The following is a 23,341-nucleotide window of genomic DNA, read 5'->3' as shown; positions in this document are numbered from 1 at the left end:
GAGAAGGGGGAAAGGGGGCGCGAGAAACTACTGCAAAGAAAGCGCAGAATCGTGACTGATTATTCCGCCAGCGTCCGACATCCAAACCTCCGAGGTCCACACCCTCGGTCTTCGCGGCACAGCGCTGCGGGCGTCGCCGGCCGGACTGGCCGGCGACGCCCCGTCACTGCTGTTGTTGGGATTACAGGGTGCGCTGCCTGATCCGTGCACACGCGGTCGCTGCCAGCCCCGTCAGGAGTGCCAGGACGGCCGCGCCGAGTGCGGGTGCGGTGTCCGTGCCCGTGTAGGCCAAGCGGGTCGTGCCAAGCGATGCGAGCATCGTTTCGCCGACCGGGACGACGGCTGCCGGCCCTGCAGCGACCGCTGTCGTCGGCAGCGTCACCGGAGTGATCCCGGCGTCACCGACCCCGGGGGCACCGCTGTCGCCGAGCGCGGAGATGGCGTTGTCGCTCAGGGCGATCGGCGTTACGAGCGTGGGCGACACCTGGGTGCCGCTGGCCGTACCAGCCGCACCCGTTGTGGTGTCACTGGTACCCGCACCGCCCGTGGTCGTGCCATCGGTTCCCGTTGCCGGGGCCGTCATTCCGTAGTCTCCGCCGGTCGACCGGCTGTCGCCCAGGAGGGAGATCGCGTTGCCGCTGACCCCCACCGGTGCGATCAGCAGCGGCATCACCTGCGTGCCGCTGGCGAGCCCGTTCTCGCCGGTGGTGCTGCCGGCGGTCGTACCGCTGGCATCCGTCACCGTTGCCGGCTCACTCGCGCCCGTAGTGCTCCCGGTCGAGTCGCTGTTGCCGAGCACGGAGATCGCGTTGCCGCTCACCCCGATCGGTGCCGTGACCGCTGGCACGAGCTGCGTGCCACTCGCGGTGCCGTTCTCGCCCGAGGTCGTCGACCCGGATGCTCCGCTTGTCGCGGGCGTCGTTGTCGTTGATCCCGAGTTCGAGCTGCTGCTGTCGCCCAGCACCGACACCGCGTTTCCCCGCGCGGTGATCGGCACGACGCCGGTGACGATGGCCTGCGTGCCTCCCAGCAGAGCATTGGCCCCTGAGGTCGTTGACGGTGCAGGTGACGTTGACGGTGCCGCGGATGTCGTCGTGCCCGAGGTGGCACCCGAGCTCGACGAATCGCCGAGAACCGAGATGGCGTTGCCGCCGATCTCGATCGGCGCACCGAGCGAGACGACCGCCTGACTGCCCGATGCGGTTCCGTTCTGACCGCTGGTCTCCGCGGCGTTCGCCGCGGTTGCGCCGAGGACCGAGAGTCCGGCGACGAAGAAGACTCCCCAGAGCCCTCGCGAAATGATGCGTTTCATGATTCATACTCCTTGAATTGATGGTGTGAGTGCTCCGAGTGGAGCGCTGATCGTCGTGCTGCGCGCAGGGGCAGCCCACAACCATCAATCAGGAGTGGAATCGAATCCGAAGCTCGGCGAGCCGGGAACGGCGTCGCTCTCGAAACTGGCGCGGCCGACCGCGAGTACGATGCCCCAGCGCTCGCCGAGGACGGCGGGCGGTGCGTCGGTGCTCGAGCCGCTCGGCGCGGGCCCAGGTGTCGTTGCGGGTGGGGTCGCGGGCGTGTCGTTGCCCGGGCGCGACGGTGGCTCCGGCAAAGTGGTCGCCGGCTCGGCGAGCTCGACCTTCGTCAGATCCACCGTCGCCGTCGATCGCGCCGACGTCGCGGGAACGGATGCGGCGTCTGTTGCGGATGTCGAGTCGGCCGGCGCAGTCGCCGCGTATTCGAGCAGCGGCGATTCGATCGCGGTCGGCAGTGCCACCGACGGCGCCGTGTCGACAATCCGAGTCACGGTGGCGATTGCGCCCGAGACGACCGCGGTTACCGCGTGCTCCACCGTGGCGCTTGTATGCGGCAGTACCGTTGCAGCGGTCTGGCGCACCGGTGAGGCAACCGCATCCACCGTGGCTGACAGCGCCCGTTGCGCCTGGTCGAGGGACCCGTCGAGCAGCGACGGCACGAACTGCGGGGCTGTTGGCGAGGAGATAGACGGTGGCGCCGCGGTCTCGGGACTCTCGGCCGCGGAGGCTGAGGGAACGCTCATCACGAGCGCGAGAATCGCGCATCCCGTGAGGGCGAGAAGGCCAAAGAGGAGCAGGCCGATCGTTCTGAACACCGAACCTTCCGATGCTTCCTCCATAGCGACCACCCCCCCCTCGGTGATCTCTTCAGATTAGCAGGCAGCGCACACTTGTCTACCCCTGAATGGGGGACACTTCGAGCGGGCACTTCGAGGGGCACTTCTCGGGGGCAAGCGAAAGGAGCCGGACCCTGAGGGTCCGGCTCCCGAAGGTGCGACTGTTGGCCGCGGTGCTCGCAGTAGTGCCTGTCGGCACTGCTCTACACAGCTCAGGCGCTAGTGCTCTTGGATCCAGCCTTCGCCTTCTTATCGGCGCGCTTTTCCTTCAGAGACTTGGCCGCCACGGTCTTGGCGCTGCTCTTCTTGGGCGATTTGTCTGCCATAGGGCATCCCTCCCTCGGAAGCACGAACGGCTTCAATAGGGCTGACACTACGCCAGTAGTCCGCCTGACGCACCCTCCATCGGCGCGTCTTCGGAATATCGTGATCGTGGGGCCGGTTCGGCCAGTATCAAGGTTGGTGCGGGCGCTCACGCTCGCGAAACCTGAGGAAGGCAATGGTGACGTCATGGCGCTGCAATTCGGGCTGGACACGTTCGGTGATCTGACCGAGGCTGCGGACGGATCGATGCTGTCCCACGCCCAGAGCATCCGCAACATCGTGGAACAGGCCGTGCTCGCCGAGGAGGTGGGGCTCGACTTCATCGGGATCGGTGAGCACCACAGGGCGGACTTCGCGGTGTCATCTCCCGAGATGGTGCTCGCCGCGATCGCGAGCCGCACCTCGCGCATCCATCTCGGTTCGGCGGTGACCGTGCTGAGCTCCGACGACCCGGTGCGTGTCTTCGAGCGCTTCGCAACACTCGACGCCCTGTCGAACGGGCGTGCAGAAATCATCCTGGGCCGCGGCTCGTTTACGGAGTCGTTCCCCCTGTTCGGCTTCGACCTCGCCGACTACAACCAGCTCTTCGAAGAGAAGATCGAGCTGTTTGCAGAGCTCCTCAAGGAGAAGCCGGTCACCTGGAGCGGAGAGACACGACCCGCGCTCAGCGAGCAATCCGTCTATCCACCGACGGAGTCCGGATCGATCACGACCTGGGTCGGTGTCGGCGGCAGCCCCGAATCCGTCGTGCGGGCCGCCCGCTTCGGATTTCCTCTCGTGCTCGCGATCATCGGTGGAGATCCCCTGCGCTTCGCACCCTACGTCGACCTCTACAAGAGGGCGCTCGACCAGTTCGAGCGGGCCGAACTGCCGGTCGCGGCCCATTCGCCCGGCCACGTCGCGTCGAGCGATGAGCAGGCGCGAGAGGAACTATGGCCGCACTTCAAGGCGAACCGCGATCGCATCGGACAGGAACGCGGGTGGCCGCCGATGACGCGCGAGGAGTACGAGAGGGAGGCGGCGGAGGGCGCGCTCTTCGTCGGCTCGCCGGAGACGGTTGCCGCGAAGATCGCGCGCGCCGTCAAGGGACTTGGCCTCGCGCGATTCGATCTCAAGTACTCGAACGGAACCATGCCGCACGAGAGGCTCATGACCTCGATCGAGCTGTTCGGACGCGAGGTGGTTCCCCTCGTGCGCGAGCGACTTTCCTGATCGCGTGGGCGGCAGCGGCGACCGCTCTTGCGCGAACGGGGCGGCGGTGTGACGATGGTGCACGCGGCAGCACGACCGTGCTGAAGCACCGTGCTGCGTGCGAAGGAGCACATCATGTTCTCACCGGTCAAGGCGTTCAGCGGGTTCTCTGTCGATGACGTACCCGCCGCCAAGCGGTTCTATGCGGAGACGCTCGGGCTCGACGTCGCGGAGAACGACATGGGCATCCTCGAGCTGCAACTCGGCAGCGGCGCGACGGTCATCGTCTACGGGAAGCCGAATCACGTGCCGGCGACCTTCACCATCCTGAACTTCGAGGTCGACGACGTCGAAGCCGCGGTCGACGACCTCAATGGCAGGGGAGTGGTGACCAAGATCTACGAGGACGCGGACTTCCCGACCGATGCCAAGGGGATTTCTCGCGGCCGCGGTCCCGACATCGCCTGGTTCAGGGATCCCGCAGGAAATGTGCTCTCCGTCCTGAAGGGCAGCTGAAGTCCGCTTGAATGGGGCGGTGACATCCGCACTCATCGACAGGCTGAGATCCGACCTCAGTGCCGCGCACTTCGACGTCGAGACGCTCGACTCGCTCTGGGGCGCGCGGGCGGCATCCGCGCTGTTTCGTGGCCAGCGGCTGCCTGCACAGCGCGAGATTCAGGCGAAACGTGTGGCGGGGCGCGAACCCGCGGCCCCGGCGGTGCTCGCATCGCTTCTCATGCTCGGGATGCCGCAGCCGCGTGACGCCGTTGCCTCGGCATTGCCGTCACTCGGCATTGACGGCGCGATTGAACTCGGGCTCATCGAGCCTGCGGCACCGGATGGCGAGGTGGTGCGGCCTCTCATCGACCTGAGGCCCTACGGCTTCACCGATCGGCGCGGCGCGGGCCACTGGTGGATCGCGAGCGACCTCGGCGAGCTCTCGAGCGGCGCCGCGCTGAGACCCGATCATGTGCTGGGGGTGGGCGGCGCATCCATGACGCTCAGTGGCCTGATGATCGCCGAGACGGTGGAGTCGGTGCTCGACCTCGGCACGGGTTGCGGCATCCAGGCGATGCATGCCTCGCGGCACGCCCGGCGAGTTGTGGCGACGGACATCTCGCACCGCGCCATCGCCCTGGCGCGGTTCAACGCGGAGCTCAACGAGCTCTCGAACATCGAGTTTCGCCAGGGCGACCTGTTCGAGCCCGTGGACGGCGAGCGCTTCGATCAGATCGTCTCCAACCCGCCTTTCGTCATCACCCCTCGCGGCGGAGTCGTGCCGGAATACGAGTACCGGGATGGGGGCATGATGGGCGATGCGCTCGTGGCCGAGGTCATCCGGGGTGCCGCGTCGAGGCTTGTGCCCGGTGGAATCGCGCAATTGCTCGGCAACTGGGAGTACCGTGCCGCCGAGGACGGCCTCGATCGCGCCGCGGCCTGGGTCGATGCTGCCACGGTTGACGGTCGGGTCCTCGATGCCTGGGTGATCGAACGCGAGGTGCAGGATGCGGCGAGCTATTCGGAGACCTGGATCCGCGACGGGGGTACGAAGCCCGCGACCGCCGAGTTCGATGCGCTCTACGCAGCCTGGCTCGACGACTTCGAGGCGCGCGGCGTCGAGAGCGTCGGCTTCGGGTACCTCCTGCTGCGAAGGCGGGCGGATGGCTCCGCGCCCTTCCGGCGGTTCGAACGTCTGCACGAGGCGGTCGGCAGCAATCCCGCGGGGCTCGGAGAGCACCTGGCCGACTGCCTCGCGGCCCACGACTGGCAGTCCTCACTCAGCGACGAGTCGCTCGGCCTCGCCACGCTCGTCGTCGCGAGCGACGTGACCGAGGAGCGCCATTACTGGCCGGGCGACGAGCACCCCGCCGTCATCACGCTGCGACAGGGCGGCGGATTCGCTCGTTCGGTCGAGGCCGGCACGGCGCTCGCCGCACTCGTCGGCGCCTGCGACGGAGAACTGAGCGTGCGCGCCATCTGCGCGGCGTTGGCCCAACTGCTGGAGGCCGATGAGGCATCGCTCAGTGCGGAACTGTTGCCGAGCATCCGCGAACTCCTCGACACCGGGATCCTGCTCGCCCCGATCGAGCGATAATCGCGCGGCGGGCTTGCTAAAGTTCGAGTATGCACATCGTCGCTTTCGTGATCTCCTTCCTGTTCTTCGTGGCTGGCCTGCTTCTCATGGGCTACTCGTTCGGACCGGACATCGCGGGCCCGGGTTTCATGTTCATCGGCGGCATTCTCGCCATCGCTGTGGCCGTCGCCATCCCGGCGCACGTCATGAAGCGCGTCGACCGCTAGGCCTTCGCCGCAGGGTGCACCACTGCCAGGCACAGCGCGACTAGCGGAAGTCGGCTTCCGGGTGATTCTTGAGATACTCGGTCACGGCCGGGCACTCCACTCGCAGATGCTTTCCGGCGTCACGTGTGTCGTCGAGCGCCCAGGCGATGAGGCGCGTGGCGAGGCCTTTGCCTCTGTGCGCCGGATCCACTTCCGTGTGCAGGAAGACCCGGGTATCGGCGTGATTGCGATAGACGAGTTCGCCCACCCGCTCGCCATCGATCGAGAGCTCGTAGAGACTCTCGGGTTCATTCAGACGGATGCTGATCTCGCCGGTCATACTGCCTCCACGAGGTGGTCGGTGCCGTCGCGGTCTCAGGAAACGTTCCCGCGCCAGGCACCGTTTGCGCTGCCCTCATCCTCGATGAAGTCCTTGAAGTTGTCGAGGTCCTTCTTGATGGCGGCATCGTCCACTCCGAGCACCGCGCCGACCTTCTCGGTAAGGTTCTGCGGATCCCAGCTCAACTGCACGGTCACCCGGCTGGTGCTGTCGCTCAGGCGGTGGAAGGTGACGACGCCGGCGTGATTCACGTCGCCGGTCGTGCTGTTCCAGGCGACCCGCTCGTCCGGATGCTGTTCCGTGATCTCAGCATCGAACTCGCGCTCTGCCCCGGCGATCTTCACGCGCCAGTGAGTGTGGGTGTCGTCGAGCTGGGTGACCTCCTCGACGAAGCTGAGGAAGTGCGGGAACGACTCGAACTGGGTCCACTGGTCGTAGGCGGTTCGCACCGGGACGTTGACCTCGACGCTTGCGGTGGTGTCAGTCATGGCAGTCTCCTTCGGTAGTCGGTTGTCGTCCTTCGACGCTACGAACCTTCGCTGGGAATGACCCCCGAATGGGGGAAGCACCTCCGGGCTCGTGTGGCGTCCGGTCGGTGTCGGTCGCGAGACATAGGGTGGACTCGTGCACACGCCGTATGAAGACCTGCTCCGCGATGTACTCGCCGAAGGTACCCCGAAATCCGACCGCACCGGCACCGGAACGCGCAGCGTCTTCGGCCGCCAATTGCGTTTCAACCTCGCCGAGGGCTTTCCGCTCGTCACCACGAAGCGAGTCCACCTGAGGTCGGTCGTTCACGAGCTGCTGTGGTTTCTGCGCGGGGAATCGAACGTGCGCTACCTGCACGAGAACGGCGTGACCATCTGGGACGAGTGGGCCTCTCCGGAGGGCGAACTGGGCCCCGTCTACGGCGTGCAGTGGCGATCCTGGCCCGCTCCGGATGGCGGCCACATCGACCAGATCGCAGAACTCATGCAGAACCTGCGCTCCAATCCCGACTCCCGCAGGCACATCGTGTCTGCCTGGAACGTGGCGGACATCCCGCAGATGGCCCTCGCGCCGTGCCACGCCTTCTTCCAGTTCTACGTCGCCGACGGCAAGCTCTCCTGCCAGCTGTACCAGCGCAGCGCCGACCTCTTCCTCGGCGTGCCGTTCAATATCGCGAGCTACGCGCTGCTCACCTGCATGGTCGCCCACCAGCTCGACCTCGAACCCGGCGACTTCGTCTGGACCGGCGGTGACTGCCACATCTACGACAACCACGTGGAGCAGGTCGAACTGCAACTCTCGCGCGAGCCGTATCCGTACCCGACGCTGCAGTTCGCCCGCAAGCCCGAGTCGATCTTCGACTACACCTTCGACGACATCCAGGTCGTGAACTACCAGCACCACCCGGCGATCAAGGCGCCCGTGGCGGTATGAGCGAGTCCGACGCGCGCGTGGAATCCAGGCTCATCGGGCTCATCTGGGCACAGACGCCCGCCGGTGTCATTGGCAAAGACAACGGGATGCCGTGGCACGTGCCAGAGGACCTCGCCCACTTCAAGCGCGTCACCATGGGTCACCCGGTGATCATGGGCCGCAAGAGCTGGGATGCGCTGCCGGAGCGCTGGAGACCCCTGCCGGGCCGCGACAACATCGTGCTGACGCGCAACCCGTCCTGGCACGCCGACGGCGCGATCGTGGTGGGCTCGCTGGAGGCCGCGCTCGACGCGGCGGACGACGACGATGAGGTGTGGATCATCGGCGGCGAGAAGGTCTTCGTCGATGCCGTCGGCGTGGCAAATGTGGTCGTGGTGACGGAGCTGGAGCTCAGCGTCGAGGGAGATGCCTTCGCGCCGACCCTGGGCCCGGAGTGGGAGCGCGAGTCAGCGGAACCCGCGGACGGCTGGGCAGTGTCGACGTCGGGCATCCGCTATCGCATCGTGCGCTACAGCAAGCGATGAGCCAGGACTTAGGTCCGGACCGCTACGGAGCCGACGCTCTCGCCGGGGACTGGCGCAGCGCCGGTCGATCCGTCGTGCGCCAGATCGAGGCCACTCGCGACCTGGTGATCGAAGAGGTCGAGACCGGGTTCTGCGGTGCTGTCCTCGGCATCGAGAACAAGCTCGTGCAGCTCGAGGACTTCAGGGGCAAGGTGCGGGTCTTTTCGCTCGGCGCGGGCTTCCTGTTCGAGGGTGAACCCGTGGTTCTCGTGGCTCCTGCGAAGCGTCCCGTCGGCACAGCGCGCACCGCATCCGGCTCGTTCGCCGTCGCCGAGCACAAGGCGAGGGTGGCGCTTCCGAGCCGCATCTTCGTGGAGGGCAGGCACGACGCCGAGCTCGTGGAGAAGGTGTGGGGCTCCGACCTGCGAGTGGAGGGCGTGGTCGTCGAGTACCTGGAGGGCGTCGATCACCTGGATGCGGTCATCCGGGATTTCGCCCCGGCGAAGGGTCGAAGGGTCGGTGTGCTCGTCGATCACCTCGTGCCCGGTTCCAAGGAGAGCCGAATCGCGGATGCCGTGGCTCGCGGACCCTACGGCGCCAATGTGCTCGTGGTCGGGCATCCGTTCGTCGACGTCTGGCAGTCGGTGAAGCCGGCGCGACTCGGCATGAGCGAGTGGCCGACCGTGCCGCGCTCGATCGAGTGGAAGCACGGCATCTGCGATGCGCTCGGCTGGCCCCACGAGGACCAGGCGGACATTGCGAGGGCGTGGCAGCGCATCCTGGGTCGGGTGCGCACCTTTGCCGATCTCGAACCGGCGCTGCTTGGTCGCGTCGAGCAGCTCATCGACTTCGTCACCGCCTAGCGCTCCGCGCGATCAGCCTCCGCTCGTCAGGCTCGCGATGAGGTTGATGGTGGTGGCGAGGATGATCGACCCGAACAGGAACGACAGCAGCGCGTGCCGCAGCGCCATCGCTCGCTCGTTGAAGGTCGTGAGGTTGGTGTCGGAGACCTGATAGGTCATCCCGATGGTGAACGACAGGTAGGCGAAGTCGAGGTAGCGCGGTGGATCCTCCTGGTTGAAATTGACGCCCTTGCCGCCATCGATGTAAAAGATGCGCGCATAGTGAAGCGTGAACAGGGTGTGCAGCAGGATCCAGGACAACGCGACGTTTCCGAGGGCGACACCGGCCAGCACGCCCTTGACGGCGCCGTTCGCGTGCGCGGCCTGCACGAGCGTGATCACCACGGTGGAGAGGCTCGCGATGCTGAGGAGCACGATGAGCACGTCCGAGATGCCGCGCGTGGGGTCCTCGCGACTGGCCAGCCGCTTGGTTCTCGCCGCGTCGAGCGGCGCGATGATGGCCCAGGTCCACCCCGAGTAGACGAGGGCGGCGGCAACCCAGCCGATTGCGGCCGCGAACTGCCATTCCCAGGTGAGGCCGACGATGACGGCGGTGACCACGCCGGCGAGCAGCATGACCGCCAGCCGAGTGCTGGCATTTCGACGCCGGGGTGCTGAGTCTCGATCTTTCGTCTGGGCCACGATCCGATTGAAACACTCCGGTGCCGGGCGCGATCCTCGGCGCGCCGCCGCCGCTGCGCGGTTCTAGTCGGTCGCCTCCGCGATCATCCGCTCGCGCACCACTCGCCGAAGCGTCTTGCCGATGAGTGACTTGGGCAGCTCCTCGACCGCGACCACGCTCCTCGGCACCTTATAGGCGGTGAGTCCCTGGCGGGCGAAGTCGCGAATGGCCGCCTCGTCGAACGCGACGCCCGGCTGCATGACCACCGCTGCGGCGACATCCTCGCCGCTGTGCGTGCTCGGCAAGCCAACGACCGCGACGTCTGCGACGCCCGGGAACGCCTTCAGCGCCTCCTCGACCTCGGATGGCGAGACGTTGAAGCCGCCGGTGATGATCAGCTCTTTGATGCGGTCGACGATGCGCACGAAACCGTCGTCATCGATCGTGACGATGTCGCCGGTGCGGAACCACGGCGCTCCGCCCGCAGGGTCCGCGACGAAGACCGCCTCGGTCTCTTCGGGCTTCTTCCAGTAGCCGCCGAATACCTGCGGACCGCGCACGATGAGTTCGCCCTCGTCGCCGCCGACCCTGTCGACGGTGGGGTTCTCGGGATCGACCACCCTGACCTCGGTGCTGGGCAGCGGAAGACCGACGGTGCCCGCGCGCCGCGTCGGTGCCACCGGGTTGGCCATGAGCACCGGTGAGGTCTCCGAGAGGCCGTAGCCCTCCACGAGGTATCCGCCGCTGCGTTCCTCCCACGGCTCGACGAGCGACTGGGCGAGCGGCATCGCGCCGGAGATGGCGATCTGGATGCCCGCGAGCGACACGCCGTCGGCTTCGGCCGCGGCCATGAGGCGCTCGTAGATCGGCGGCACCGCCGGCAGGAAGGTCGGCGGCCGCTTGCGCAACACCTTGAGCACGAGCTGCGGGTCGAACTTGGGGAACAGCACGAGGCGCGCGCCCATGCTGATCGCGAAGGTGAGGCAGAGCGTGAGTCCGTAGGCATGGAACATGGGCAGCACGGCGTAGACGACGGCCGTTCCTCGCTCAATCGTGGGCACCCAGGCGCGAGCCTGAGCCGCATTGGTGCTGAGGTTCAGGTGTGTGAGGGTCGCGCCCTTGGGGCTGCCCGTGGTGCCGCTCGTGTATTGGATGACCGCGACGTCCGTGGAGGACGGGCGCGGGACGTCTGCGGCCACCGGCGAACTCTTGAGGAGGCTCGCCCAGCGCACCGTTCCGCCGACCCGGCTGGTGAGGGTCGCGCGCGCCGCGCGTGCCTTCGGGATTGGAAGTCGCAGCGCCAGGCGCGTGACGGGCGGCATCGTCCGCGTGACGTCCACCGAGACGATCGTCGTGACGGCGACATCCGCGGGGAAGGACTTGATGGTGTCGACCACCTTGTCCCAGGCGATCACGACCTTGGCGCCGTGGTCTTCGAACTGGTGGCGGAGTTCGCGCGCCGTGTAGAGCGGATTGTGCTCGATCACGATCGCGCCGAGGCGCAGCACGGCGTAGAAGGCGACGATGTGCTGCGGCGCGTTCGGTAGCACGATGGCCACGGTATCGCCCGCCTTCACGCCGAGGGCTCGCAGTCCCTCCGCGGCGCGGGACACCTGGTCGCCGAGTTCCCGGTAGCTCGTGGTCGAGCCGAAGAATTCGAGCGCCACCTGATTCGGATACGTCGAGACCGAGGTTTCCAGCAGGTCGAAGAGTGATCCCGTCGGTGGGGTGATGTCGTGCGGAACACCCGGAGCGTAGCTCTCGAGCCAGGGGCGGGGAGTATTGATGCTCACCCGCCCACTCTACGTCGCGATGTGGCCCACTCAGCTTGCGCGCTTGCGTGGCTTCTGCAGCTCGGCGCTGACCATCCAGGCGAACTGCTCAAACGTCTCAATCACCTTGTGCAGGATGTCGGCGCTCGTCGGGTCGGCCTCGTCGACCTCGTCGTGAACCCGGCGACAGGTGTCTGCCACGGCGCGCAGGCGCTCGGTGATGAGTCCGACCACGTCCGCGGTGTCGATCTGGTCGGGCGGGAGCTTCGGCAGCGTCGTCGTCTTGGTGACGACCTCCGAACGACCATCGGGCAACACTTCGAGCGCGCGCATCCGCTCGGCGATCTCGTCTGAGGAGAGGCGTGCGGCCGCGATGATCTCATCGAGCTGCAGGTGCATGTCGCGGAAGTTCTTGCCGACGACGTTCCAGTGGGCCTGTTTGCCCTGGATGCCGAGCTCGATCAGGTCGACGAGTACGGCCTGCAGATTGTCGGATAGCTTCTTGTCTGCCTTCATGCGGGTCTCCTTGGGAGTAGTGGATGTCCTCCACAGTACGCTCGCACGGCCCCCGAACAGGGGGTGCCCATGAGGCGTTCAGGCCGTTCTCAGCCTTTTTGCGGGTACAGGGTTTCGCCGCGTTCCAGCATCGCCACGTAGGTCGCTATCTTGGCCGCTCGGGTCTGCTCACGCTTCACGGATGCGATGCGCAACAGGATGGCGAAGCGATTCTGCGCACTGAGCGTCGCGAAGAACGATGCGGCGGCCGGGCTCAGGTCGAGGGCGCGCTGCAGGTCATCGGGCACCTCCTGGGTGGCCTGGCGGTACGCGGCATCCCAGCGTCCGTCCGCCTTGGCCGCGTCGACCGCGGCTTGGCCGGACGGTCGCATCCGTCCCTCGGCCACGAGGCGCGCGACGTGGTCGCGGTTGATCTGTGACCACGTGCTGCGCGGTCGCCTGGGGCTGAACACCTGCAGGTGAAAATCGTCGTCCAGCGCACCGACCTGGCCATCAATCCATCCGTAGCAGAGGGCGACATCGAGCGCCTCCGCGTAGCTCATGCCGGGGAGCGCACCGTTCTTGCGGCGAAGCTTGAGACGTACCCCTTCTGTGCGCGCGAAGTGTTCGCCCAGCCACTGCTCCCATTCGGCCGGAGCGTGAAAGTAGAGCAGTTCCTTTTCGCTGTTCGACCCCATCGCACAACGGTATGCCCGAGGGGCAGACTGGGGGAATGGAATACACACGGTTGGGCACCAGTGGCCTCGAAGTTTCGGCCGTCACCCTGGGGTGCATGAGCTATGGGGACCCGGCTCGGGGAGGACATAGCTGGACTTTGTCCGAGGAGGAGAGCCGCCCGTTCGTCCGTCGCGCGCTCGAACTGGGCATCACGACCTTCGATACGGCGGATGTCTACTCGAACGGGTCGAGCGAAGAAATAATCGGCCGGGCGCTGGGGGAGTTCGCAGTGCGCGACGAGACCGTGATTGCGACCAAGGTGCACGGAGTGATGCGACCAGGGCCGAACGGCGGAGGGCTGAGTCGAGGGCACATCATGCACGCGATCGACGAGAGCCTGCGCCGGCTCGACACGGAGTACGTCGATCTCTATCAGATCCACCGCTGGGATCCCGAGGTGCCGATCGAGGAGACCATGGAGGCGCTGCACGACATCGTGAGGGCGGGCAAGGCGCGCTACATCGGGGCATCCTCGATGTTCGCCTGGCAGTTCGCCACGGCCCAGCACGCGGCCGACCTGAACGGCTGGACCCGCTTCGTTTCCATGCAGGACCAGTACAACCTCATCAACCGCGAAGAGGAGCGCGAGATGCACCCGTACTGCCTCGATCAGGGCGTGGGGGTGCTGCCGTGGAGCCCTCTGGCCCGTGGCAAGCTCACGCGAGAGTGGGATGCTGCAACGACGAGGTCTGGGTCAGACCAGTTTGGCCAGACTCTGTACAAGCAGGCAGAGGAAGCGGATCGACGGGTCGCCGATACTGTGGCCGTGATCGCGGCTGACCGCGGGGTTTCGCGCGCGCAAGTCGCTTTGGCTTGGGTGGCCCAGCAACCCGCGGTCACCTCACCGATCGTCGGAGCGACGAAGCTGGACCACCTCAATGACGCAGTCGCCGCAGTTGAGCTCGAGCTGTCGTATGCCGAGCTCGCGCTCCTGAGCGAGCACTACGTCCCGCACGCCTCGGAGGGCTTCTAGCCCGGTCCTGGGAGCAGCCGACTTCAGCGCAGCTGCCAGCCGAGCGGAAGACCCATCCCCTCAATCCAGAGTGATGACAGTGCCCGCTTCACGGAGCACAGCCGAATCATGACTGGCTACGACCGCAGCGCCTCCGTCCGCTATGAAGTCGACCAGTGCGCGAATTACGACGTCTGCCCAGTAGCGGTCCAGGCTTGCCGTCGGCTCGTCGGCGATCAGGATGCGGGGTTTCATGATCAAGGCACGCGCGAATGCAATCCGCTGACGTTCGCCACCTGACAAGGTATGCGGGAGGTGATGCAATCTGTGCTCAAGCCCCAGCGTGGAAAGCAAATTCGTCGCGTCGCGCCGAGCGCGTTTGACCGCATGGTGTCCATCGGGAACCACGGGAATGAGGACGTTCTCCAACGCGGAAAGGTCTTCGATGAGGAACGAAGACTGGTCGACGTAGCCGACCTGCTGGCGGCGGCGGTCTGCGCGCTCATCGTCTGTCAATTCTCCAATTGGCTTTCCGAGCCACTGGACATTGCCTGCTGGCGGCCGCGATAGACCTGCTAAAACTTTCAGTATGCTCGTCTTCCCGGATCCGCTACGGCCTGCGATGCAGAACAGGTCCCCGCGGGAAACGGCGATGTCCATATCCTCGACAATGGCGATGGTGCGTCCCCGTGACGGGTCGTGGTAGGTGATCGTCACTTCGTCCGCGGAGAGCACCGTGTTCGGATCCATATCGCTCAACCGATTCTCCAGCTCTGCATTGCCGACATGGCCAATCCTCCCATCACGGTGGCGATCAAACCGAACAGCACCGAGTGCAGCCCGATCGGTGCCAGTGCAAGCGCAGGGGTGGCGAAGGCTGTTGTTGCAGCCAGCGCAATAACGGTTACGACCAGAATTTCGTATCGGTGCGATGCATTCCGGGCGCGGGATCGGTATCCGATCGCGCGAAGCAGAGCTGTCTCGTCGTGACGCCGCTTGATTTCGCTGAGCCGACCCGTGACGGTGAGAAGGAATGCTGCCAGCGCACCCGCGAAGCCTAGCGCGACGAGGGCGACGATACCGGCGTCGAAGACGACTCCCGCAAGTCGCGTGGCACCTGCTGCTTGTCGCTGCGTGGCCAGAGCTCCGCTCGTGAGTGACACGGTTAGTCCAAGCAAGGCGAGTCCGGCGACCTGGGCCACCGCAAGCCCTGGTGACCGTTCGAGATGGCGAAGCGCTATCGCACGGGCCGACGTCACCATTTTGGGCGACCGGATGATGCCTTTCCGATCGTGGTCACGGCTGAGGCTGCGAAATGCGCCCAACGTTGCGGCGACGAACGACAACACCGTGATGGATAGCGTCATAGTCATGCTCAGCGGGTCTTGGTTGCCTATGGCGGTGATGCAGGTGGCGCCGACCGCCACCACGACGACGACGCCGGGCAAATAGCCCGCCAGGATACGTCGTCGCACTCTACGTCTGGTCCAACCAATTCTCCCTAGGATCGCGACCTCACGCGATCGTGCTATTCCAGTGATGTATTGGGTTATTAGGAGTCCTACGGAGACCGCGATTCCGACCAAAATAACAAGCAATCTTGTCAGCCCGGACATGGCGGATTGGACCGTGACACTTGCACCTAGTGTCGTCCAGTCCTGCCGCACCCAACCGAGGTCGGAGTTGTCGGCGCCGCTGGGAAAGTAGTCTGGGACATATAAAGCGACTGGCTGCGGCGAGGACCCGGCGACGATTTTTGCTTCCAGCCCCAGGCGGTCAATCGAGCTTGCAACAGCGAATACTCGATCCTGACCGGATCGTGAATATGACGTAATCCCACCTACCCGTACCCTGATCGCGTCGATTGGTGTCGATCCACGCAGCGTCTCGCCACCCTGGAGATCGGTGAACGCCCCGGGGGCGGGGGTGATGAAGTCGAGCCCGGAAAGGTTCGGAGAAACTGTCGTGCCGTCCGCGATCGCCGGACGTGAGGAACGGGTCACGACGGTCGTGCCCGCGCTGTAGACGCCGGACGGCGCATACGACGTCGTTTGTGCCCCCTCATCTGCCAATTCCGCGTCGGTAAATGAGCCCAACGGCGCAGGCAGTGCGGTCGTAAAGCCCGTTCCGCGTGTTTTTTTCGGAAGTCGATACGCTGTGGTTGCGCCGACGCTGGGATCGGAACCGGAGCCTTCCGCGAACTCTCCTCCGAGAGAGCCCCCGTCTGGCCCGATCTTGCCCTGGGGCACCAGGCGAAAGCTCGGGGTGCCGTTTTGGCTGGTTGTGCCACTCCTCTTGTAACTTGGCCTACCGACGAGCATTGGGTCGAGCGCAGTCGAGGTCGAGAAGAAGGTACCGGCAGAGTCGCCGACAGGATGCTGAGAACCGGGCCACTGAACCTCGAGTGCCGGGCTTGTGAACGGCTGGCTGACTGCTGATGCGTCCTTTGTCAGCGTCACGAACGGGGTGAATGTCGCGTTCTTCGCCGCAGCCTCGAGCTGCGCAGGATCCGCTGGTAGCGTGTTGTCGGGTAGCGCGGCACGCTGGATCGTGACGCTCAGTTTGAGTGATTCTGTCTGCGACCGGTTGACAACGAGCGGCACGACCTCGCCGTTCGCCGTCGAAGGGTCGTTATCCGCCGTTGATATCTCCGCTTGTTGCACGGGATAGTGCTTCTCATCGATCATGCCCGCCCAAGTGGCCGCAGCCGAATGGATTTTTCGATCCGCAGGCGCAGCACTGAGCGCTTTCAGGAATGTGCCGCGAGCGCCCCACAGCCTTGCCTCCGCTGCCGGGTCGACGGCGATGACCATCGAGGGAAATGCCGGCAGCTGGCCCAATGGCACCTGGAAACTGAAATCATCTGTCTGTACGCCAAAGCCGCTCGGGCTCGCCATCGATGAGGCCGTGGCGCTCATCGGATTGACCGAGGTGCGTCGTGCGAGCGCGACGAGACCAGTCTTCCTCGACAGCGTCTCCACTCTGGTCGAAGTCTCGCGTGTGAGCGTCGTCGTCGCTCGGATCATCTCGGCTCGCGGTGGTAAGTCGGTGCGCCCAGTTTTGGGGTCGTCCGAGATGTACAGTGACGGTGTGATCGCGAGATCCCGCAGAATGCCGACGTTGCCGATGGGAGCAGCCACGTCGACATTGGCGATCCTGCGTACCTTAGCCAACTCATCCAGCGAGATACCACCCGCGCCTGCTGTCGCGACAAAGTTCGAATCAACGACGCCACCGGTGCTTTGTCCGCCGAAGTCCTGTCCGTGCGGCGTGACGAGAATGTCGTACGCCCCGCGCCAGTTTGCGTCGAGGGCGTGATCCACACGAAGCGTTGCGCTGGCACCAAGTGAGCTTAGAGCGACGAGCGCGACACAAACCGTGAACGTGGCGATGACATCGGCGCGGGCGCGCCACCAACGCGAAACTGCTCCGATCACCGGATGCGGTCCGGCACTGGAACCGTGCGGTTCGACCCGGGCGTAAGACTAAGCTCCAAGCGTCTCGCGCCCGGTGCCGAGCGGCTCAGCAAGCAGTACCCCGCGTCCACGTTGTCGTCGTGGAAGCGTTGGTGCTTCCGCTGCCGGTCTCCGTGATGCTTATCGGCGAGGTTCTGACTGCTCCTGTACAAGTTGACAGAATTACGTATCGGGATACGGATGTTGAAGTTGTACTCGACGTCACGTAATCGGTGCAATTGGTCACATTACAATGGAAGGTGACCTTGTATGGTGCATTTGCGCCCCACGCCGCTCGAATAGCACGGCCTTGACCTGATGCGAGTGTTGCGCTGGGCGTCATAGAGACCCCTACCGCAGTGGCGGCCATTGGCATCATCAAGCCAACGGAGATGAGTGCAGCGGCCATCCCCGTGCCAAGAAGAAATCGTCGTGTCGCTTTTCCTAATTTCATCGTTACCCTCCTGTTTTCCCAGAGAAGCAAGCTGACGTGCTCCGCTGAACGGATGAAGGCTGCTACCGCTCCACATATATGGATTGCTCGGGTACTAGGTGGTAGAAGGAATGGTACCCGTTGAACCGGGGCCAGCAAGAGAAGAAAAGATCCATGCAACAAGGTCGCAACTGGGAAACTAACGCTTACGGAGCTCTTGGAACTGAGCGGAGCTTCGAACACTTGCTTTGTCAGCACTAGCTGAGTTGTCGTGCCGCAGCCCGTGCAACCGCGTCAGCAACGGCGGTGAGCAGCGGCGAGTGCAGCTTCCACTGTTGCCAGTACAGCGGCACGTCGATGATGCCCGTGGGGTCGAAAACGACGAGGTTGCCCACGGATTCCTGCTGCTCGCTCTGCGCGCCGGGCAGCATCCCCCAACCAAGCCCCAGTTCGACGGCTTTCGCATATTCGGCCGATGCGGGGATGTAGGTGCGTGGCGGGTTCAGCGCCGCACCGCGGCTGCGCAGGTAGTTGTCTTGGAGGTCGTCTTTGCGATCGAACAGCACGACCGGAGCGACGGCGAGGCGCTCCGCCGTCGCGCCATTCGGAAACCATCGTTCCACAAACTCGGGGGTGGCCATCGGGCGGTACCGCATGCGCCCGAGGGGGCGCACCAGGCAGCCCTGCACCGGCGTCGAGATCGAGGTGATCGCCGCCATCACGGTGCCGCGGCGCAGCAGTTCCGTGGAGTGGTCCTGGTCTTCGCGATACACCGTGAAGCTGGCGCCGTGACTCGCGGAGACTTCGGCGAGGGCGGGGAGCGCCCAGATTGCGAGCGAATCGGCGTTGATGACGATGGGGATGCTCGTGGCCTCGCGCGCACCGCTCGCGTCGAGCGCCGCGATGGTGTCGTTCTCGAGCAGGGCGAGCTGCCTTGCCAGCCGCAGCACGGCCTCGCCGGACTCCGTCGCACTCGCAGGCTTCTGGCGCTGCACGAGGATGCGCCCGACGCCGGTCTCGAGGGCCTTGATCCGCTGGCTGACGGCGGATGGTGTGATCCGCAACTCGCGCGCGGCGCCCTCGAAGGAACCGTTGTCGATGACGGCGACGAAGGCACGGAGCTGGTCGAACTTGAGATCCATGATTAGCGATTCTAATGCTGCGGTAGAAACATTAGCTGGAGTAAGGACGCTCCCCGACGTAGCGTCGAGGCTGTGATCATCCCCGCCACCGTGCTGCTGCCCCTCGCCGCTGGGCTGGGACTCGGGCTGTCGCTCATCGTCGCGATCGGCGCGCAGAACGCATTCGTGCTGCGGCAGGGCATCCGCGCGAAGCACGTGTTCGCCGTCGTCTCGATCTGCGCCGTGTCGGACCTCGTGCTCATCTTCGCGGGGATCAGCGGCATCGGCCTCGTGATCGGGCGGTTCCCCGCCGCACTCGTGGTCATCCGCTGGCTCGGAGCGGCGTTCCTCGTCGGCTATGGCGTGCTCGCTGCTCGTCGGGCGTTCCTCGGCGGCCGCCTCGAGGTCGAGCAGAGCGGCAACGGGTCGGCGCTGCGCAGCATCGTGCTCACCACGCTCGCGCTCACCTGGCTGAACCCGCACGTCTACCTCGACACCGTGCTCTTGCTCGGTTCCGTCGCCAACACACATGGGGATGTCGGCCGCTGGTGGTTCGGTCTGGGTGCCGGGATCGGCAGCATCATCTGGTTCACCGCCCTGGGCTACGGCGCGCGGCTGCTCTCCGGAGTGTTCGCGAAACCGCTCGCCTGGCGCATCCTCGACGGAGTGATCGCCGCAACCATGATCGTGCTCGGTGTCAGCCTCGTGGTGGCGCCGCTGGGCGAGTAGAGCCGGGCTATCGGCGGTCGTCGCGTCCGGTGATTGCGAGCAGTCTCGACTGCAGCGGGGCATCACCCGAGAGTTGCACCGGGCTCGCGTAGAGCCCGCTCGCCACGAGGGTCTCTTTCTGCGGCTCGAAGACCGTCCAGACCGCCTCGACGAGGAGCGGATCGAGCGACTCATCCGCGCCCGTCGCGCGCGCGAGGTCCCACGCATGGATGGTGACATCGCTCGTCTGCTCGCGCAGGTATTCGGTGACCGGCACCGTCTCATAGGAGAGCGAAACCAGGGTGTCCGGCTTCGCCGCGTCCCACGCCGCGGTGGCGGCGAGAGAGTAGAGGCGCCACTCGGCGCGCAGGTCGTCGCCGAGGCGCGCGAGCTGCCTCTTGGCCTGGGGGACCGTGAGCCCGGCGAGCAATTGCGGAACCCACTGCTGTTCCTGCACCACGTGGCGCACGAGATCGCGCACGTTCCACTCGGCGTCCGGCGTGGGTGCATCCCAGTCGGTGATCGCCGCGACGGCACGCCCGAACTCGCGGTGCGCCTGCTTCTGCAGGCTCAGCCAGTCGTATTCGTCGTCGGTGGTCACCATGTTTCTCCCATTCTGCACGTGGAGGTCAAGCCGCGCGAGGCAGAAATGATTCCGCGTGTGACGTGCATGCTTCGGCCATTGAGAATGGTGGTCGTTACCAACTGCGCCGATCACTGGCCCGTGCGCCCACCGTTTCCTAGAGTGGAGGTGAGAGGGAGCGATGAGCGCACAGCAGCACGGTCACGAGCACGCGGCGGGCGTCGGCAATCGCAAGCGGCTCGGCATTGCCATCGGTATCGTCGGCGCGGTTCTCCTCATCGAGGTCGTCGGAGCCGTGCTTTCCGGTTCGCTCTCGCTGTTCGCGGACGCCGGCCATATGCTCTCCGATCTCACCGGCCTTCTCGTCGCGCTCGTCGCGACCCTCATGGCAGCGCGCCCGGCAAACGACCGCAGCACGTTCGGCCATCGTCGCGCCGAGGTGCTCAGTGCGATGATCAACGGCGTCATCCTTATCGTCGTGGTGATCGCGATCGTCGTCGAGGCCGTTCAGCGCCTCGTCGAACCGCACGGCGGTGTGCAGGGCGGCCTGATGCTCGGTGTCGCGATTGTGGGCGCGATCGCCAATGTGGCCGCACTCCTTGTGCTGCGCGACGGCGCAAGGGAGTCGATCAACGTGCGCGCCGCGTACCTCGAGGTGCTCGGCGACCTCTTCGGCTCGGTCGCCGTGGCCGTTGCCGCTGTCGTCATCCTGCTGACGGGCTTCGACCTGGCGGATGCGATTGCATCGCTCGCCATCGCGGCGCTCATCCTTCCCCGAGCGCTCATGCTGCTGCGCGACGTGCTGCGGGTGCTGGGGCAGGCGGCGCCCAGGGGGACGGATGTCGACCTCATCCGTTCGCACGTGCTGAGCAAGCAGGGGGTCGTCTCCCTCCACGACGTGCACGTCTGGTCGATCACGCCGGGCTCGAATGTCTTTTCGGCTCACGTCGTGGTCGAAGCCGCCGTGTTCCGGGAGGGACGAACAGACGAGATCCTGGATGCGCTGTGCGGCTGCCTGGCGGAGCATTTCGACGTCGCCCACTCGACCTTCCAGCTCGAGCCCGCCGAGCACGCGGAGCACGAGGTGGAGCAGCACCGCTGAGTGCGCCTACTTCTGCAGCACCACCTGCAGGTCGAGGTTGATCGTCACGTCATCACCGAGGGTGAAGCCGCCGGCCTCGAGAGCCGCGTTCCAGCTCACGCCGAAGTCGTGGCGGTTGATCTTCGTCGAGGCTGTCGCGCCGGCTTTAACCTGGCCGTAGCCATCCGTCACGATGCCGCCGAACTCGCCCTTCAGGGTGACCGGCTGGGTCACGCCGCGCAGGGTGAGGTTTCCGTCGACGCTGAAGTCGTCACCGTCGGCCGCGAGCGAGGTTGAACGGAAGGTCAGCTGCGGGTGCTCCTCTGCGAGGAAGAAGTCGCTCGTGCGCAGGTGGTTGTCGCGTGCCTCCTGGCCGGTGTTCACGGAGGCGACGTCGATGACGGCCTCGATGGTGGAGTCCTTCGGGTCTTCGGCGGTCACGATGGTCGCGTCGAACTTCTCGAACTTGCCGCGCACCTTGCTGATCTTCATGTGCTTGACGGTGAAGGAGACCTCGGAGTGGGCCGGGTCGAGCTTCCAGGTGCCGATTGTGTAGTCGGGGTGAGTGTCTATGAGTTGTGTCATAGTGCATGTAAACGCATAGACCTGGAGAGTATTCCCGTCTCGCCGCAATCAGGGAACATTCACTGGAGTGCCTCGGGAACGTACCCGAGCCGGCCACGCGTGGTGACGAGCAGGACGGTGGCAATGATCACCGATCCCACCATGAGAGCGAACTGCGCCACGTTGGCACCGAGGGTCGGAAAGATGTCTGACCACGCGATCGAGATGAAGTTGTTGACGCTCACGTGCAACAGCATCGCGACCGGCAGGCTCTGACCCGTGCGGTTGAACACCCAGGTCATGATGATGCTGAAGGCCACGCAGAACACCGTGAAGGTGAGCGGCCGAGTCCAGTCGGCGTGCGGCCATCCGCCCCACTCGGTGAGGAACAGCGGGAAGTGCCAGAGCGCCCAGAGCGGTCCGAGGATGAAGGCGCCGGCGAGAGCGCCGTAGCGAGCCTGCAGTCGCGGCACGGCGAAGTCGCGCCAGCCCGGCTCCTCGGCGATGCCGGTGGTGAGCAACTGGAGGACGAGGCCGGGCACGAGGGCGGCGAGGACCATGAGCGACGGAGCCTGCACGTGGCCGCCAGCGAAGGCGAGACCGATCAGGGTGATGGCGGCGGGAACGCCGAGGATAGCGAGCGCGTACCAGCGCCAGTTGACCCGCCACTTCCACAGTCGCCGGCCCCACTGGCGCAGGCCCGCCCTGCCGCTTGCGATGGCGGTGACGATGACCGCCGACGTGATCGGCCCGAAGTATGCGCCGGGCAGCATGCCAAGCAACTGGGAGGTGCCGAGGATCCTGGGGAACGTGTAGTCCCAGACCCCGAGGCCGTTCTGCGACAGGATATACGGCGTCCAGGCGACCCAGCTGAGCAGGTTGGCGAGCACGAAATAGCTTGCGATGGGGCGGCGCTGGATGAGCCTCCGCACGCCGCGTTGCCGCAAGCGGGGTTCGAGAGTGGTGCGTTCGTCGACGGTCATGGTCTTGTCCTTCCGAGCGAGTTTCATCGGTCATCATCACCAGCCCAGCAGCCAAGTCAGGCGGAGTCATTACCGCTGACACCCCGAGCCGGGTATAGCTGGCTGCACCCAGCGTGACGAGACGGCGGCGGCTCGGCTAGCCTCGTGCCATGAAGCACGTGGCGCTCCTTCGCGGCATCAACGTCGGCACGGCCAAGGCCATCTCGATGGCCGAACTCGCGGAGGTGTTCCGCGGGCTCGGGTTCTCCGAGGTGACGACACTGCTTCGCAGCGGAAACGTGGTGTTCGAAGCCGAGCGCGCGTTGCCGCCGAGCGCGGCATCCGAGATCGAAGCGGCCGTGTTTGCGGCTACCGGTGTGCAATCGAGCGTCCTCGTGCTCGACCGCGACCGCTTTCTGGCGATCGCCGCGGCCGACCCGCTCGGCGACGTGGCCACTGACGGTTCCAAGTCGTTCGTGACCTTTCTCAGCGCGCCGCTCGGAGACATAGAACTTCCGGATGCCGAGGCGCTGCTGCCCGAGGTGCTGCGGCTCGGCGACGGCGCGGTTTACCAGTGGTTCCCGGAGGGCAGCCTGCAGTCGAGGGTGCCGAAGTCGTTCTGGAAGCAGTTCGCGGCGCCGGTCACGGCGCGGAACGCCAACACCGTGGCGAAGATCGCCGCCCTGCTCGGCTGAGCGGCCGACTCGGGGCCGTCGGCGATACACAGCGAATCCGAAGGTTGAT

General features: G+C 65.7%; 25 protein-coding genes. 11 read left to right on the top strand and 14 right to left on the bottom strand.

All coding sequences use genetic code 11. From position 1 onward, the window contains the following. Positions 1 to 181: 181 nt before the first annotated feature. The gene (locus ABUA37_RS01095; RefSeq protein WP_349897260.1) at positions 182 to 1,312 is read right to left on the bottom strand and encodes a hypothetical protein; all 1,131 of its coding nucleotides are present in this window, start codon (positions 1,310 to 1,312) and stop codon (positions 182 to 184) included. An 84-nt stretch (positions 1,313 to 1,396) separates the two neighbouring features. Beyond that, positions 1,397 to 2,152 carry a hypothetical protein gene (locus ABUA37_RS01090; protein ID WP_349897259.1) on the bottom strand — a complete coding sequence of 252 codons (756 nt, stop codon included), beginning with the start codon at positions 2,150 to 2,152 and terminating at the stop codon, positions 1,397 to 1,399. A gap of 507 nt (positions 2,153 to 2,659) precedes the next feature. Between ABUA37_RS01090 and ABUA37_RS01085 the strand changes: the two genes are divergently transcribed. The 4 genes from ABUA37_RS01085 to ABUA37_RS01070 all read left to right on the top strand — a co-directional run bounded on the left by ABUA37_RS01085 (position 2,660) and on the right by ABUA37_RS01070 (position 5,965). Beyond that, complete coding sequence (locus ABUA37_RS01085) at positions 2,660 to 3,685, top strand: LLM class flavin-dependent oxidoreductase (protein WP_349897258.1); 1,026 nt, start codon at positions 2,660 to 2,662, stop codon at positions 3,683 to 3,685. A 114-nt stretch (positions 3,686 to 3,799) separates the two neighbouring features. Beyond that, complete coding sequence (locus ABUA37_RS01080) at positions 3,800 to 4,180, top strand: VOC family protein (RefSeq protein ID WP_349897257.1); 381 nt, start codon at positions 3,800 to 3,802, stop codon at positions 4,178 to 4,180. Positions 4,181 to 4,199: 19 nt separating this feature from the next. Beyond that, a complete protein-coding gene (locus ABUA37_RS01075) occupies positions 4,200 to 5,759 on the top strand; it encodes a DUF7059 domain-containing protein (protein ID WP_349897256.1) in 1,560 nt (519 codons plus the stop codon). Between the two features lie 29 nt (positions 5,760 to 5,788). Beyond that, entirely contained in the window at positions 5,789 to 5,965 is a 177-nt protein-coding gene (locus tag ABUA37_RS01070; protein ID WP_349897255.1) for a hypothetical protein, read from the top strand. Positions 5,966 to 6,005: 40 nt separating this feature from the next. Here the strand turns inward: ABUA37_RS01070 and ABUA37_RS01065 are convergent, their stop codons facing one another. After that, positions 6,006 to 6,284 carry a GNAT family N-acetyltransferase gene (locus tag ABUA37_RS01065; protein ID WP_349897253.1) on the bottom strand — a complete coding sequence of 93 codons (279 nt, stop codon included), beginning with the start codon at positions 6,282 to 6,284 and terminating at the stop codon, positions 6,006 to 6,008. Between the two features lie 35 nt (positions 6,285 to 6,319). Next, a complete protein-coding gene (locus ABUA37_RS01060) occupies positions 6,320 to 6,772 on the bottom strand; it encodes an SRPBCC family protein (RefSeq protein ID WP_349897252.1) in 453 nt (150 codons plus the stop codon). A 136-nt stretch (positions 6,773 to 6,908) separates the two neighbouring features. Here ABUA37_RS01060 and ABUA37_RS01055 point away from each other — a divergent pair, with 136 nt between their 5' ends. From ABUA37_RS01055 to ABUA37_RS01045, 3 genes are read left to right on the top strand one after another with little or no spacing between them, the layout of a single operon-like run. Next, on the top strand, positions 6,909 to 7,706 hold the full coding sequence (locus ABUA37_RS01055; RefSeq protein ID WP_349897251.1) for a thymidylate synthase: 798 nt from the start codon (positions 6,909 to 6,911) through the stop codon (positions 7,704 to 7,706). Then, a complete protein-coding gene (locus ABUA37_RS01050; protein ID WP_349897250.1) occupies positions 7,703 to 8,230 on the top strand; it encodes a dihydrofolate reductase in 528 nt (175 codons plus the stop codon). The genes ABUA37_RS01055 and ABUA37_RS01050 overlap by 4 nt, the downstream gene beginning before the upstream one ends. After that, entirely contained in the window at positions 8,227 to 9,072 is an 846-nt protein-coding gene (locus ABUA37_RS01045) for a DUF3097 domain-containing protein (RefSeq protein ID WP_349897249.1), read from the top strand. The genes ABUA37_RS01050 and ABUA37_RS01045 overlap by 4 nt, the downstream gene beginning before the upstream one ends. A 12-nt stretch (positions 9,073 to 9,084) precedes the next feature. On the opposite strand, the gene ABUA37_RS01040 is transcribed toward ABUA37_RS01045, so the two are convergent. The 4 genes from ABUA37_RS01040 to ABUA37_RS01025 form a co-directional block, all read right to left on the bottom strand. After that, positions 9,085 to 9,753 (bottom strand): DUF1345 domain-containing protein, encoded by a 669-nt coding sequence (locus ABUA37_RS01040; RefSeq protein ID WP_349897248.1) that lies wholly within the window; start codon positions 9,751 to 9,753, stop codon positions 9,085 to 9,087. 63 nt (positions 9,754 to 9,816) lie between these two features. After that, positions 9,817 to 11,526, bottom strand: a complete 1,710-nt coding sequence (locus ABUA37_RS01035) for a long-chain-fatty-acid--CoA ligase (protein WP_349897246.1) — start codon at positions 11,524 to 11,526, stop codon at positions 9,817 to 9,819. A 30-nt stretch (positions 11,527 to 11,556) separates the two neighbouring features. Beyond that, entirely contained in the window at positions 11,557 to 12,021 is a 465-nt protein-coding gene (locus ABUA37_RS01030) for a Dps family protein (RefSeq protein WP_349897245.1), read from the bottom strand. An 89-nt stretch (positions 12,022 to 12,110) separates the two neighbouring features. Next, positions 12,111 to 12,698 (bottom strand): YdeI/OmpD-associated family protein, encoded by a 588-nt coding sequence (locus ABUA37_RS01025; RefSeq protein ID WP_349897243.1) that lies wholly within the window; start codon positions 12,696 to 12,698, stop codon positions 12,111 to 12,113. 35 nt (positions 12,699 to 12,733) lie between these two features. Here ABUA37_RS01025 and ABUA37_RS01020 point away from each other — a divergent pair, with 35 nt between their 5' ends. Beyond that, positions 12,734 to 13,711, top strand: coding sequence for an aldo/keto reductase (locus tag ABUA37_RS01020; protein ID WP_349897242.1), 978 nt, complete (start codon positions 12,734 to 12,736; stop codon positions 13,709 to 13,711). A gap of 60 nt (positions 13,712 to 13,771) precedes the next feature. On the opposite strand, the gene ABUA37_RS01015 is transcribed toward ABUA37_RS01020, so the two are convergent. The 3 genes from ABUA37_RS01015 to ABUA37_RS01005 form a co-directional block, all read right to left on the bottom strand. After that, entirely contained in the window at positions 13,772 to 14,440 is a 669-nt protein-coding gene (locus ABUA37_RS01015; protein ID WP_349897241.1) for an ABC transporter ATP-binding protein, read from the bottom strand. 5 nt (positions 14,441 to 14,445) lie between these two features. After that, entirely contained in the window at positions 14,446 to 17,127 is a 2,682-nt protein-coding gene (locus ABUA37_RS01010) for a hypothetical protein (protein WP_349897240.1), read from the bottom strand. Between the two features lie 708 nt (positions 17,128 to 17,835). Then, a complete protein-coding gene (locus ABUA37_RS01005) occupies positions 17,836 to 18,720 on the bottom strand; it encodes a LysR family transcriptional regulator ArgP (RefSeq protein ID WP_349897239.1) in 885 nt (294 codons plus the stop codon). Between the two features lie 75 nt (positions 18,721 to 18,795). Between ABUA37_RS01005 and ABUA37_RS01000 the strand changes: the two genes are divergently transcribed. Beyond that, positions 18,796 to 19,428: a LysE/ArgO family amino acid transporter gene (locus ABUA37_RS01000; RefSeq protein ID WP_349897870.1), complete on the top strand. Its 633-nt coding sequence runs from the start codon at positions 18,796 to 18,798 to the stop codon at positions 19,426 to 19,428. A 7-nt stretch (positions 19,429 to 19,435) separates the two neighbouring features. On the opposite strand, the gene ABUA37_RS00995 is transcribed toward ABUA37_RS01000, so the two are convergent. Then, positions 19,436 to 20,011, bottom strand: a complete 576-nt coding sequence (locus ABUA37_RS00995) for a TIGR03086 family metal-binding protein (RefSeq protein ID WP_349897238.1) — start codon at positions 20,009 to 20,011, stop codon at positions 19,436 to 19,438. A gap of 160 nt (positions 20,012 to 20,171) precedes the next feature. On the opposite strand from ABUA37_RS00995, the gene ABUA37_RS00990 reads away from it, so the two are divergent. Continuing rightward, the gene (locus ABUA37_RS00990) at positions 20,172 to 21,092 is read left to right on the top strand and encodes a cation diffusion facilitator family transporter (RefSeq protein WP_349897237.1); all 921 of its coding nucleotides are present in this window, start codon (positions 20,172 to 20,174) and stop codon (positions 21,090 to 21,092) included. A 6-nt stretch (positions 21,093 to 21,098) separates the two neighbouring features. Here the strand turns inward: ABUA37_RS00990 and ABUA37_RS00985 are convergent, their stop codons facing one another. Further along, complete coding sequence (locus tag ABUA37_RS00985; RefSeq protein ID WP_349897236.1) at positions 21,099 to 21,656, bottom strand: YceI family protein; 558 nt, start codon at positions 21,654 to 21,656, stop codon at positions 21,099 to 21,101. 59 nt (positions 21,657 to 21,715) lie between these two features. After that, entirely contained in the window at positions 21,716 to 22,618 is a 903-nt protein-coding gene (locus ABUA37_RS00980) for a CPBP family intramembrane glutamic endopeptidase (protein ID WP_349897235.1), read from the bottom strand. A gap of 149 nt (positions 22,619 to 22,767) precedes the next feature. On the opposite strand from ABUA37_RS00980, the gene ABUA37_RS00975 reads away from it, so the two are divergent. After that, positions 22,768 to 23,292 carry a DUF1697 domain-containing protein gene (locus ABUA37_RS00975; RefSeq protein ID WP_349897234.1) on the top strand — a complete coding sequence of 175 codons (525 nt, stop codon included), beginning with the start codon at positions 22,768 to 22,770 and terminating at the stop codon, positions 23,290 to 23,292. Positions 23,293 to 23,341 lie beyond the last annotated feature (49 nt).

Origin of the sequence: Parafrigoribacterium soli, from assembly GCF_040227235.1 — a bacterium.
GTDB lineage: Bacteria > Actinomycetota > Actinomycetes > Actinomycetales > Microbacteriaceae > Parafrigoribacterium_A > Parafrigoribacterium_A soli.
The sequence above is the reverse complement of the archived record's forward strand: the minus strand, read 5'-3'. Positions and strand labels throughout refer to the sequence as shown.